This window comes from Maribacter ulvicola, from assembly GCF_900155985.1.
Lineage (GTDB): Bacteria > Bacteroidota > Bacteroidia > Flavobacteriales > Flavobacteriaceae > Maribacter > Maribacter ulvicola.
On the sequence record NZ_FTMA01000001.1, the window covers coordinates 1,684,826 to 1,696,928 of the forward strand.

General features: G+C 34.6%; 14 protein-coding genes. 12 read left to right on the top strand and 2 right to left on the bottom strand.

The features are described from left to right. Nucleotides 1–12: 12 nt before the first annotated feature. From BW936_RS07270 to BW936_RS07290, 5 genes are read left to right on the top strand one after another with little or no spacing between them, the layout of a single operon-like run. Complete coding sequence (locus BW936_RS07270; RefSeq protein ID WP_076547672.1) at nt 13–564, top strand: DUF1599 domain-containing protein; 552 nt, start codon at nt 13–15, stop codon at nt 562–564. A gap of 5 nt (nt 565–569) precedes the next feature. After that, nucleotides 570–1,667 (top strand): BT_3928 family protein, encoded by a 1,098-nt coding sequence (locus tag BW936_RS07275; RefSeq protein ID WP_076547673.1) that lies wholly within the window; start codon nt 570–572, stop codon nt 1,665–1,667. A 39-nt stretch (nt 1,668–1,706) separates the two neighbouring features. Then, nucleotides 1,707–2,456, top strand: coding sequence for a triose-phosphate isomerase (gene tpiA, locus BW936_RS07280; RefSeq protein ID WP_076547674.1), 750 nt, complete (start codon nt 1,707–1,709; stop codon nt 2,454–2,456). A 15-nt stretch (nt 2,457–2,471) separates the two neighbouring features. Beyond that, the gene (prmA, locus tag BW936_RS07285; RefSeq protein ID WP_076547675.1) at nt 2,472–3,308 is read left to right on the top strand and encodes a 50S ribosomal protein L11 methyltransferase; all 837 of its coding nucleotides are present in this window, start codon (nt 2,472–2,474) and stop codon (nt 3,306–3,308) included. A 20-nt stretch (nt 3,309–3,328) separates the two neighbouring features. Beyond that, nucleotides 3,329–3,604, top strand: coding sequence for an ATP-dependent Clp protease adaptor ClpS (locus BW936_RS07290; RefSeq protein WP_076547676.1), 276 nt, complete (start codon nt 3,329–3,331; stop codon nt 3,602–3,604). A gap of 110 nt (nt 3,605–3,714) precedes the next feature. Here the strand turns inward: BW936_RS07290 and BW936_RS07295 are convergent, their stop codons facing one another. Continuing rightward, nucleotides 3,715–3,936 carry a hypothetical protein gene (locus BW936_RS07295; RefSeq protein WP_076547986.1) on the bottom strand — a complete coding sequence of 74 codons (222 nt, stop codon included), beginning with the start codon at nt 3,934–3,936 and terminating at the stop codon, nt 3,715–3,717. Nucleotides 3,937–4,461: 525 nt separating this feature from the next. Between BW936_RS07295 and uxaC the strand changes: the two genes are divergently transcribed. The 7 genes from uxaC to BW936_RS07320 all read left to right on the top strand — a co-directional run bounded on the left by uxaC (nt 4,462) and on the right by BW936_RS07320 (nt 11,002). Then, the gene (gene uxaC, locus BW936_RS07300; protein WP_076547677.1) at nt 4,462–5,880 is read left to right on the top strand and encodes a glucuronate isomerase; all 1,419 of its coding nucleotides are present in this window, start codon (nt 4,462–4,464) and stop codon (nt 5,878–5,880) included. Between the two features lie 151 nt (nt 5,881–6,031). Continuing rightward, nucleotides 6,032–7,009, top strand: a complete 978-nt coding sequence (locus BW936_RS07305) for a TRAP transporter substrate-binding protein (protein ID WP_076547678.1) — start codon at nt 6,032–6,034, stop codon at nt 7,007–7,009. Between the two features lie 6 nt (nt 7,010–7,015). Next, nucleotides 7,016–7,474: a TRAP transporter small permease gene (locus BW936_RS07310; protein ID WP_076547679.1), complete on the top strand. Its 459-nt coding sequence runs from the start codon at nt 7,016–7,018 to the stop codon at nt 7,472–7,474. Next, nucleotides 7,474–8,769, top strand: a complete 1,296-nt coding sequence (locus tag BW936_RS07315) for a TRAP transporter large permease (protein WP_076547680.1) — start codon at nt 7,474–7,476, stop codon at nt 8,767–8,769. Before BW936_RS07310 ends, BW936_RS07315 begins: the two co-directional genes overlap by 1 nt. A gap of 196 nt (nt 8,770–8,965) precedes the next feature. After that, the gene (locus tag BW936_RS20050) at nt 8,966–9,100 is read left to right on the top strand and encodes a hypothetical protein (RefSeq protein ID WP_262493993.1); all 135 of its coding nucleotides are present in this window, start codon (nt 8,966–8,968) and stop codon (nt 9,098–9,100) included. A 123-nt stretch (nt 9,101–9,223) separates the two neighbouring features. Next, entirely contained in the window at nt 9,224–9,376 is a 153-nt protein-coding gene (locus BW936_RS19615) for a hypothetical protein (protein ID WP_159439007.1), read from the top strand. Nucleotides 9,377–9,385: 9 nt separating this feature from the next. Further along, on the top strand, nt 9,386–11,002 hold the full coding sequence (locus BW936_RS07320; RefSeq protein WP_076547681.1) for a UxaA family hydrolase: 1,617 nt from the start codon (nt 9,386–9,388) through the stop codon (nt 11,000–11,002). A gap of 13 nt (nt 11,003–11,015) precedes the next feature. Here BW936_RS07320 and BW936_RS07325 read toward each other — a convergent pair whose 3' ends face one another. After that, nucleotides 11,016–12,044: a LacI family DNA-binding transcriptional regulator gene (locus tag BW936_RS07325; protein ID WP_076547682.1), complete on the bottom strand. Its 1,029-nt coding sequence runs from the start codon at nt 12,042–12,044 to the stop codon at nt 11,016–11,018. Between the last annotated feature and the right edge of the window lie 59 nt (nt 12,045–12,103).

A 12,103-nucleotide genomic window follows, 5' to 3' on the forward strand; every position in this document is an offset into this window, starting at 1 on the left:
AGATAGAATTACATGCTAGATACGGCAAAGGAATACGATGAGGTCATTCAGGTTTGTTTAAATCTGTACCAGAAAAAAATGTCAGATTATGGTAGTGCTTGGCGCATATTAAGGTTACCGTCGTTAACTGACCAAATTTTTATAAAAGCCCAGCGTATTCGAAGTCTACAGGAAAATGATGTCCGCAAGGTGGATGAAGGTGAACGCTCAGAGTTTATTGGGATCATCAATTATTCCGTAATGGCTTTAATTCAGCTAGAATTGGGTGTTGCAGATCAGCCAGATTTAACTACTGAAAAAGCTGTTGAACTATATGCGAAGCATATTAAAATAACTAAAGAGCTTATGCTCAACAAAAACCATGATTATGGTGAAGCTTGGCGAGATATGAGGGTGAGTTCCCTGACAGATTTAATTTTGCAGAAATTACTTCGTGTGAAACAAATAGAGGATAATAAAGGTAAAACTTTGGTAAGCGAGGGTATAGATGCCAATTATCAAGATATGATCAATTACGCGGTTTTTGCGTTGATACATTTAGGTTCAGAATTAGAAAAACAATAGTAAGCATGAAGTATTTAGTTGGTGTCGTTAGAATTTTTGTTGGTGTACTTTTTATTATAAGCGGATTTATAAAACTGAACGATCCGGTAGGTTTTTCTTTTAAGTTAGAAGAGTATTTTAGTCAAGGTGTTTTAGATCTCCCTTTCTTAACTCCGTTCGCATTAACCATTTCCATACTTGTGGTAATCGCAGAAGTGATGGTCGGTATTATGTTAATACTTGGGTATAAGCGAAAAATTACCATATGGACATTGATTGCGATGATCGTATTCTTTACGTTCCTGACCTTCTATTCTGCTTATTTTAATAAAGTGACGGATTGTGGATGCTTTGGCGATGCCATAAAACTAACACCGTGGGAGTCTTTTACAAAAGATGTGGTATTGTTAGTTTTGATATTGATCATTTATGCCGGTAGAAAATTCATTACACCATTGGTAAATTCAAAAATATTAATGACCGTCTTAGCGGCGTCGTTTTTTGCTTGTATAGGTTACGTATATTATGTTTTAAACCATTTACCTGTCATTGATTTTAGACCATATGAAATTGGTAAGAATATAGAAGAGGGTATGAATACACCAGAAGGTGCCCCTAAAGCTATATTTGAATATAGATGGAAGTTCAACGTAAACGGTACCGAAGAAATTCATATTACTACAGGAGATTACCCTACGGTAGACGGGGAATTTATAGATGTGGAAACAGAAGAAATTCAGGCAGGTTATGAGCCTCCTGTACATGATTTTACCATAGAACAAGAAGGGGAAGATTTTGCCGCCTCTTTATTGCAAGAGCCTAAATTGGTCATGGTAATCGCGTATGATTTAAGAAAGTCAAACTTAGAAGAGTTTCAGAATGTTAAATCTATTACTGACAAAGCATTAAAAGCTGGGTACAAAGTAATAGGAATGTCGGCATCCGGTCCTGATCAAACAGATACATTGACCAAAGCGTATGATTTAGATTTTGATTTTTACTTTACCGATGAAACTACATTAAAGACCATTGTAAGGTCCAATCCAGGGGTATTGGTTTTAGAGAAAGGTACTGTTAAGCAGAAGGTCCATTATAACGACTTAGAAACGTTAATTTTCAATTAAGATTTTAAACTGAAATATTATAATTAGAAATACAATAAGATGAGAGCAAAAATAGTAGCAGGTAACTGGAAGATGAATAAGAATTTGGCGGAGACTGAAACACTTTTGGCGGAGTTGTCGGCAAAATTGCCAGATACGAATGCAGAGATTATGGTAGCACCAACCTACGTAAATTTGGCAAGTGCGGTACAAGCTTTAGAAAGTTCTAAAATTGAGGTTATAGCTCAAAACATGCATTATGCAGAGAGCGGAGCTTTTACAGGTGAAATTTCTGCAGATATGTTGTTAAATATTGGTATTGATACAGCAATTATTGGACACTCGGAAAGAAGAGCCTATTTTGGAGAAGATGATGAAATTCTTTCAAAGAAAGTGGCTACCGCTCTGAGCAAAGGAATTCGTGTTATGTTTTGCTTTGGTGAAGAATTGGAAGATCGTAAATCTGGAAATCATTTTAATTTAGTAGAAAGCCAATTGAAGAATGTGCTCTTTAATTTAGAGCCGTCTGCTTGGTCTAATATTGTCTTGGCCTATGAACCTGTATGGGCAATTGGTACAGGTGAAACTGCATCTCCTGAACAAGCGCAAGAAATGCATGCTTTCATTCGTAAAACTATTTCTGAGGCATTTGATGATACCATAGCAAATAACGTAACTATTCTTTATGGTGGTAGTGTTAAGCCGGGCAATGCGGAAGAGATTTTCTCTAAACCAGATGTAGATGGTGGTTTGATCGGTGGTGCCTCTTTAGTTGCAGATGATTTTATTGCTATCATAAAAGCTATTTAAGGACAGTATTTAATAATGAGCGATACAGTATATATTGAATACCGTTTTACGGTAGAACCAAAAGATCCGGCTTCAGACCTTCTCATTGCAGAATTGGGTGAAGCCGGTTTTGAAAGTTTTGTTGAAGATGAAGATGATGTTTTGGCATACATTCAAAAAACTGATTGGTCTGAGGGTATGTTAAAGGATCTGCCAATTTTGCATAATCCTAGATATAAATTTACCTACGACTTTAAAGAAATTGAGCAAGAAAATTGGAATGCTACTTGGGAGCAAAATTTTCAACCAATTATCGTTGATGATGTGTGTATGATAAGAGCCCCTTTTCATGAGGCTATAGATGTGAAGTATGATATTGTTATTGAGCCTAAAATGAGTTTTGGTACAGGCCATCATGAAACTACACATATGATGCTACAACATATTTTACAGTTAGATATAGAAGGAAAGACTGTTTTAGATATGGGTAGCGGTACTGGTGTTTTAGCAATTCTAGCTGGCATGAGAGGTGCCACCATTATTGATGCAATAGACATTGACAATTGGTGCTATTTAAATGCCAAAGAGAATGTTGAGCGTAATAGTATGGATTTTATTTCTGTATATGAAGGCGATGTAGCATTACTAGAGGGCAAGAAGTATGATCTAATTATCGCAAACATCAATAGAAACATTTTATTGGCAGATTTACCTAACTATGCAGCATCTTTAAATACAGGGGGTGTTTTGTTGTTAAGTGGTTTTTATGCGGAAGATTTAGAAATGATTTCACAAAAATGCACTGATTTAGCGTTAAAGTTCAAAAAAAATCTTGAACGAAATAATTGGGTTGCCGCAAAATATGTAAATTAGAAGGTATTAATTGGGGTATAATGAGCACAAGAGAAGAAATTTCCGAAGAATTACTTTTAGAAGAAGAAACGGTTCAGCAAAATGAAATCGTTCTTTTTAATGATGAAGTCAATACTTTTGATCATGTTATAAATACATTGATGTTGGTTTGTGAACATTCGCCTGAACAGGCAGAGCAATGTTCATTAATTGTGCATTATAAAGGTAAGTGTACTGTTAAGACCGGTGAATATGAAGAGTTGAAGCCACAGTGTTCTAAATTGTTACAGGCAGGACTTAGTGCGGAGATTGTTTAGAATTTTGCAACAGTATTGAATAAAAAAATCCCTTGAACTAGTTCAAGGGATTTTTTTATTTCAATTAAACTCTTAAAAGAAATTTCAGTAAATCTGTAAAATTATTAAGCTTATACTAAAGGAACTCCGTTCAATCGTTTTTCAATTTTTTTCTTTTTGGCTGTAACCTCTTTCATTACATCCATTAAGTTAGAATCTTTCGTTTCCTTATAAATTTCATTAATGCTTAAAATAAGGGCTTTTGCTTCTCTCGATGCCTCTACTCGATCACTAGTAGACATATTACTCATTTTTCGACCTATAAATTCTTGAGCTTTTTCAAGTAACTCCATGTGCTTCTTTTTTTTCAAAGTTAACATAATATTCAAATTACGCAATTCTTTGGCAATTGTATATAGTTATGGGGCTATTAGATAATAGTATTTATGAACAATTTAACGAATTTAAGGTGATTTTACCTCTTTTTTCTGATTTTAAAAGATATTTGGTCACATTCTATTACCTGAAGTAATAAAGTAACCTAATGTTACCTCAATAAATGCAGATAGTTTAATATAATAAGGGCCTGTGCTAATAAATAGATAAATAGTGTTTATAGAATTATATTTTATCATATTTTTTAAACGATTTACTTGCTGAATATCTAAAATAGGATATATTTGTGCAATCGATTACATAAATTTTTTCATTTCTTTATTAGTTTAAAGTTTGCTGATACGGACTTAAATATCGGATCAGCGAACCAGGGAAAATGAATATTAAAAATATAAACTCCAGTTTTAAAACTTATTGGGGTGGGATTAGAATAGAATCGTATAAATCATTAATATAAAGCATCAACTTACAAATAAAAATTAATGAGTAATTCCATTAAAAATAATAGCACATTCATTACAGATAATTTTCTTTTAGAGAGTGAATTCTCGCAAAGATTATTTCATGATTATGCATCAAAAATGCCTATCATAGATTATCATTGTCACCTGCCTCCAGATGAAATTGCAAATAATAGACAGTTTGAAAACTTGACCAAAGTGTGGAATGACGGGGATCATTATAAATGGCGCGCAATGAGAACTTTTGGTATAGATGAAAAGTATATAACCGGTAACGCACCGGATAAAGAGAAGTTTCTTCAATGGGGCAAGGCTGTACCATATACTTTAAGAAATCCATTATATCATTGGACGCACTTAGAACTACAACGTTATTTTGGTATAGATTTGTTATTGAATGAAAATACCGCTAGTGATATTTACGATGATGCTACAGCAAAGCTTCAAACACCTGATTATAGCTGTCAAAGTCTGGTTAAAAAAATGAACGTAGAGGTTATCTGTACTACTGAAGATCCAATTGATAGTTTAGATCATCATGTTAAATTAAAAAATAGCAATTTCAATGTAAAGGTAAGTACTGCCTTTAGACCGGATAAGGCTATTGTAATTTCTAATGAATCTTATCTTGAGTATGTAAAAAAACTCTCAGTAGTAAGTAAGGTTACAATTAATTCATATAAATCGTTGTGTGATGCACTTGTACTACGTTTAGATTACTTTGAAGAGAACGGTTGTACCTTGTCTGATCATGGTTTAAGCTATGTTCCGTTTAGAACATTTACAGATACCGAGATTGAAAATATTTTTCAGAAACGTACAGAAAGAAAGCAATTAACTTTAGAGGAAGATGAAAAATTTCAAACCGCTATCTTATTATTCTTGTGTGAGCAATACCATTCTCGTGGTTGGATACAGCAGTTTCATTTAGGCGCATTACGTAATAATAATGCAAGAATGAACCGTATTCTGGGCCCTGATACCGGTTGGGATTCAATAGGGGATTATTCGCAGGCTAAAACACTATCAGGATTTTTAAATGCCTTGGATTCAAAAGATAAGCTTACTAAAACTATTTTATACAATCTAAATCCGGCAGATAACGAAGTTTTAGCTACCATGATCGGTAACTATAATGATGGTAAGGTAAAAGGCAAAATGCAGTTTGGTTCTGGCTGGTGGTTTATGGATCAAAAAGATGGTATGACTAGGCAGCTCAATGCATTGTCTAATATGGGGTTAATTAGTTGTTTTGTAGGGATGTTGACAGATTCAAGATCATTTCTTTCATTCCCAAGACATGAGTATTTTAGAAGAATTGTATGCAACCTATTTGGACAAGAAATGCAGAGAGGAGAACTGCCCCAAGACTTTGAATTGGTGGGTAAAATAATACAGGATATCAGTTATAATAATGCCAAAGAGTATTTCAAATTTTAATCCCGCATTGAGGGTTTAATTTTCTGATTATTGCTGGACCGCCCTTTTCTGGCAGTTTTTAGAATAAATTAAAACGCATTTCTCCTATTATTAGGAGTGAGGTTGATCATTTAAAAAATTACGGAAATTAAAAGCCGTTTAATCCAATACTATGAAAAGTATAAAAATACTATCGCTCTTTATTCTGGTAATGGCCTTTTTGGGATGTGAAATACAGACCGAAGCAAAGGTATTACGTTTGGGGCATGGTCTAGATGTCAGTCATTCTGTGCACAAAGCCATGGTTAAAATGGGAGAAGATTTATTGCAACGATCAGGAGGGAAATTAAAACTTGAAATATATCCTAGTCAACAATTAGGTACTGAGAGAGAATGTTTAGAACTATTACAAATAGGTAGTTTGGATATGACCAAAGTTTCAGTGGGAGTTTTGGAAAATTTTGCTCCTAAAATGAAAGTTCTGGGTCTCCCTTTTCTATTTAGGGATCGTCAACATTCCTTTAACGTGCTTGATGGACCAATAGGTGAAATGTTATTGAACGATGGGGAAAAGTATTGGTTAAAGGGTTTAGGGTATTATGATGCCGGTAGTCGTAGTTTTTATACTATGAATAAACCTATTGAAAAACCAGAAGATCTAGTCGGTGAAAAAATACGTGTAATGGAAAGTGCCACTGCTGTAAATATGGTAAAGGCTCTAGGAGGTTCACCTACACCTATATCATGGGGAGAATTATATACCTCATTACAACAGGGTGTCGTTGATGGGGCAGAAAATAATCCACCAAGTTTTTACTTGTCTAGACATTATGAAGTATGTAAATATTATTCTTTAGATGAACATACCGTATTACCAGATGTTTTATTGATAGGGACATATGCTTATGATAAATTGAATGAACAAGAGCAGAAGTGGTTGAATGAATCGGTAAAAGAATCTGTAAAATATCAACGTATACTTTGGGCAGAAGCAGAGGCGGAAGCTTTACGCGAAGTTCAAAAAGCGGGTGTGGAAGTTATACGACCAGATAAATCGCTTTTTGCAGAAAAGGTGAAAGGTATTTTTGAGGGTTATAAGAGTGATCCAGAAATATACCCGCTAATCAAACAAATCCAAGAAACCAACTAGTTTACTATGCGCAATAAAATAGATTCCATCTTAGGCAAGACATTGGTACTTATCATGTCTGTCATGGTCATAAATGTACTTTGGCAAGTTTTTACAAGATTCGTTACCGGCAACCCTAGTTCATTTACAGATGAGCTTGCTCGCTATCTAATGATTTGGATAGGAGTTCTAGGGGCAGCTTATGTTTCGGGTCGTAATCTTCATGTCGCCATTGATATTTTACCACTTAGGCAAAATGAAAAAACTCAGAAAAAATTAAAGGTCATTGTTACTTTATTAATTATCCTTTTTGTCTTTTTCGCATTTGTAATTGGCGGGTCAAGGTTAGTGTATATCTCGTATGTGTTGGGGCAACAATCACCAGCTCTACAGTTACCCTTGGCAATCGTATATCTTATCATTCCTATTAGCGGCTTGTTAATTATGTATTACAAAATATCTGACTTAAAAAATATGAACTCATGATGGAGCATTTACCTATTCTTGTTTTAGTAATAAGCTTCATATGCTTATTGTCTATAGGCACACCAGTAGCTTGGAGTATAGCAATTTCATCTTTACTGACCATGTTGGTCAGTATACCTGCAATGCCAGCATTTACTACAGTATCTCAGCGAATGGCAACCGGACTAGATAGTTTTGCCTTATTGGCAATTCCATTTTTTGTATTGTCTGGTGAACTCATGAATAAAGGTGGTATAGCCCATAGACTCATTGCATTTGCCAAAACCTTGGTAGGTTCTTTTCCTGGCGGTTTGGCATTGATAAATGTAATAGCTGCTATGTTGATGGGCGCCATTGCAGGATCTGCTATGGCATCTGCATCTGCCATGGGAAGTATTTTGGGACCTGAAATGGAAAAAGAAGGGTATTCTAAAGAATTTGGTGCAGCGGTCAATATCACTTCTGCAACTACAGGTTTAATAATACCACCTAGTAATGTTTTAATTGTCTACTCTTTGGCTAGTGGAGGTGCTTCTATTGCAGCCTTGTTCTTGGCAGGATATATTCCCGGAATTATGACAGGACTATTTCTTATGATCGTAGCGGCTTTTTGGGCTAAAAAAAAGAAATATAATGTAGGTAAGCGTAGTAGTTTAAAACAAGTAGGTAAAACATTTATAGATGCACTACCTAGTCTTTTTATGTTGGTAGTGGTTATTGGGGGTATTGTAACAGGAATTTTTACGGCTACAGAGGCATCGGCCATTGCGGTATTGTATAGTTTGGTTCTTGGCTTTATATATAAAGAAATTTCCTTACCCAAGTTACCTCAGATATTGTTAGATTCGTCTGCCACTACAGCAATTGTAATGTTATTGATAGGGTCTTCTATGTGTATGTCGTGGGCATTATCTTATGAGAATATTCCGCAAGATATAAGCTCGGGGCTTTTAAGTTTAAGTGATAATAAGATTATCATTCTTTTGATTATTAATTTACTTTTATTGTTTGTAGGTATTTTTATGGATATGACACCTGCAGTGCTAATTTTCACCCCAATATTCTTGCCAGTGGTCACTAAATTAGGACTTGATCCTGTTCATTTTGGAATTATCATGGTATTGAATCTTTGTATTGGTCTGTGTACGCCACCCGTAGGATCGGTATTGTTTGTTGGTGTAGGCGTTGCTAAAACAACCATAGAAAAGGTGTTTAAACCGTTGTTGCCGTTATTTATAGCAATGATAATTGCACTATTCTTGGTGACTTACATTCCGCAATTAAGCCTGTGGTTACCTAGCTTGTTTGATCTTTAATATGTAGTTGGTGCATCCAGTTGTATTTTTATTATGGTGAAATATTTTTTTTGAATCTTATCTAAGAAGCTTAAAATTATTTTCTCAATATTTCATAGACTACCTACTATGGGTTTCAATATATTTTAAAATATGACATAGTTAAATAGGAACAGTATCGTAGTCTCTACTACCTTGCCTATCAAAATAGTCTAGTTTGGAGAAGGTAATTTTTTTCAGAACTTTTGTTGATTTTGCCATTAAGGCACTACAGAAGGAAATTGATTCTAATGTAGGTATAGCAGTGGTGAAGCCTATAGACAAAGGTTTGATGTTTATGCAGAATGATTAGATGGATTTATATCCGCTACTTGCTAAGGGTATAGCAAATGATCTATATATAGAGAGAAGGTCTGTAAATGATGATGAAAATACCTTGATAGAAATATCTAAAATTTAACAAACATCAGATTTTATGACAGTAGCTAAAGTTGTTTTAGGTATAGTTGAATTCTGGCAACTAGATTTAAATGTGATAGAAAAGGTAACTAAGACAATTGCCGCCTCATTAGGGTTAATTGAGGAATTCAGCGTTCAGAAAAGTGTTAAAAGATTGAAAGTTTTATAATATACAAGTATGCAGAAAAAGTTAATTAAAGTGCAAGCAGAGGACAATGTTGCTATTGCATTGGTAGATCTAAAAGAAGGAGACCGGGTAGAATATGAAGGGGAAGAAATATTAATTTTATCTGATACCAAGGCAAAACATAAAATAGCATATATTGATTTTCATGTTAATGATTTAATTTATATGTATGGTGTACTTGTAGGTAAGGCAATGTTTTCTATTAAAAGAGGTGATTTGTTGACCACTGAAAATGTAAAACACCAAAGTGATTTGGTAGAAGGGAAAACCAATACGATATTATGGAATGCACCTAATATAACCAACTGGAAAGATAGGACCTTTATGGGTTATCATAGGTCTGACGGACAGGTTGGTACAAAAAATGTATGGTTGTTTTTTCCATTAGTTTTTTGCGAAAATAGAAATATTGAAATACTAAAAGATGTTTTTGAAAAAGAGCTTTCTTTGGGTAAACAACGCAATCAACGTCAATTGCTACGAAATTTGATTGAAGAAAAAGATACGGATTTTAGCGATGTAGTTGATGTAGACAAAAATAGAACTTTTGATAATATTGATGTAAAGTTCATTACACACCAAGGTGGTTGTGGTGGTATAAGACAAGACGCGCAAGTTTTAGCAAAATTATTGGCAGGGTATGTTAAGAACCCCAATGTAGCTGGAGCAACAGTATTAAGTTTGGGGTGTCAGAATTTGGAAATAAATTTGTTCAAAGAGGCTTTGAATACAATTGACCCTCTGTTAAATAAACCGGTTCTGATTTATGAGCAGCAACAAATGGGATCACACGATGATATGCTGAATATAATAATAAAAGAATCGTTTGCTGGTATAAAAAAAGCGAATACTATTGAACGTAAGCCTGCTTCTATTTCAAACTTAAAATTAGGATTGGAATGTGGTGGGTCTGATGGTTTTTCTGGTATATCTGCAAATCCGGCCTTAGGTTATGTTTCAGATATCTTAGCTGCCGTTGGTGGTTCTCCAATTCTATCGGAGTTTCCGGAATTATGTGGTGTAGAGCAAGAACTGGTCAATAGATGTGTCAATATGTCTGATGCGGAAAGATTTATAGATTTAATGAGAGATTATGAAAAATCTGCTATTGCCGTGGGTTCTGGTTTTGATATGAATCCGTCGCCAGGGAATATCAAAGACGGCTTAATTACCGATGCTATGAAATCTGCAGGTGCGGCTAAAAAAGGAGGGACTTCTCCAATTCAAGCTGTTTTGGATTATGGTGAATATGTAACCAAACCAGGATTGAACCTTCTTTGTACACCAGGTAATGATGTTGAAAGTACTACTGGTATGGTAGGTTCAGGAGCTACTGTAGTAGTTTTTACAACAGGCTTAGGTACACCAACCGGAAATCCAATAGCACCTGTATTAAAAGTTTCATCAAATACGATATTGAAAGAGCGAATGCAAGATATTATCGATATAGATAGTGGAGGGATTATTAAAGGCGAAAAAACCATACAGGAAATGGGAGAAGAGATATTGGAATATATTATTCAAGTAGCTAGTGGAAAAGTTGAAGCTAAAGCCGATATTTTAGGTCAAGATGATTTTATACCTTGGAAGCGAGGGGTCTCATTATAGCCAAAGTGTTTATTTAATTCTTTTTGGTTTTGCATGACGATTTTCTTACAATTAATTTTGCAGGAAGAATAACATCGTTCTTACTATTTACAACAGGGTTCTTTTCAATTTGCTCCAACAATACTTTGGCGGCCATTTTTCCCATCTCTAAAGGTGATTGGTCTACAGAACTTATAGAGGGTTCCAAAAACTTTGTAAAAGGTTCATTACTAAATCCTACAACACAAAACGTTTCGGGTATAAGAACAGATTGACTTTGTAAATATTTAACAGCACCTAATAAACCGTTGTCCGTAGAGGAGAATATGGCATCAGGTGGTACGGGTAGTTTCATAAGTTTTTCTGCAGCTTCTTTACCAGCTTCCATATTACTTTTAATTGATATAACATATTCCCCTTTAAACTTAACGTTATGTTTTTTCAAGGCATCTTTATACCCTTTAAATCTATTTTTATAAAGTTCAATGTTCTGATCAACATCAAAATGGGCAATTCTTTTACACCCTTGTTGTATTAAATGCTCTGTTGCATCAAATGCACCTTGGTAATCATCAATAGTAACTGAACTTATATCCTTAAAATTCAGAGTTCTATCAAAAAACACAAACAGGGAAGGTTTTTTTAATTCGAAACGTAACTCATCTTTATTGATATTAGTGAAAGAAGTGGATAGTAATATACCATCTACCTGGGCGTTTATTAAGTTTTGAATGATTTTCTTTTCTCGTTCTTTGTCCTCATGGGTTTGAGAGATGATTACATGAAACCCTTTAGGGTAAAGTTCATCCTCAATACCACGTATTACAGAGGCAAAAAAGTTTTTGTTTATAAAAGGTACAATTACACCTACATTATTGCTTTTACCGCTTTTAAGTGCTACAGCAAGCCTGTTTTGTTTGTAGTTTAATCTTGTTGCGGTGGCAAGAACGAGCTCGCGGGTTTTCTCGCTAATTTTTGGATTGTTGTTTAAAGCTCTGGAAACAGTAGCTGCAGTTATTTTCAGCTCTTTTGCAATATCGTAAATAGTGGCTTTCTTGCTCATAGAAAAGTGTACAACGAATTTACGATTATTGACGCATAAATGGTAATAGAAAGTAGCTT

Coding starts and splice junctions, on each gene's coding strand:
- BW936_RS07270 (WP_076547672.1), top strand. CDS start 13: ATGCTAGATACGGCAAAGGAATACGATGAGGTCATTCAGGTTTGTTTA.
- BW936_RS07275 (WP_076547673.1), top strand. CDS start 570: ATGAAGTATTTAGTTGGTGTCGTTAGAATTTTTGTTGGTGTACTTTTT.
- tpiA (WP_076547674.1), top strand. CDS start 1,707: ATGAGAGCAAAAATAGTAGCAGGTAACTGGAAGATGAATAAGAATTTG.
- prmA (WP_076547675.1), top strand. CDS start 2,472: ATGAGCGATACAGTATATATTGAATACCGTTTTACGGTAGAACCAAAA.
- BW936_RS07290 (WP_076547676.1), top strand. CDS start 3,329: ATGAGCACAAGAGAAGAAATTTCCGAAGAATTACTTTTAGAAGAAGAA.
- BW936_RS07295 (WP_076547986.1), bottom strand. CDS start 3,936: ATGGAGTTACTTGAAAAAGCTCAAGAATTTATAGGTCGAAAAATGAGT.
- uxaC (WP_076547677.1), top strand. CDS start 4,462: ATGAGTAATTCCATTAAAAATAATAGCACATTCATTACAGATAATTTT.
- BW936_RS07305 (WP_076547678.1), top strand. CDS start 6,032: ATGAAAAGTATAAAAATACTATCGCTCTTTATTCTGGTAATGGCCTTT.
- BW936_RS07310 (WP_076547679.1), top strand. CDS start 7,016: ATGCGCAATAAAATAGATTCCATCTTAGGCAAGACATTGGTACTTATC.
- BW936_RS07315 (WP_076547680.1), top strand. CDS start 7,474: ATGGAGCATTTACCTATTCTTGTTTTAGTAATAAGCTTCATATGCTTA.
- BW936_RS19615 (WP_159439007.1), top strand. CDS start 9,224: ATGACAGTAGCTAAAGTTGTTTTAGGTATAGTTGAATTCTGGCAACTA.
- BW936_RS07320 (WP_076547681.1), top strand. CDS start 9,386: ATGCAGAAAAAGTTAATTAAAGTGCAAGCAGAGGACAATGTTGCTATT.
- BW936_RS07325 (WP_076547682.1), bottom strand. CDS start 12,044: ATGAGCAAGAAAGCCACTATTTACGATATTGCAAAAGAGCTGAAAATA.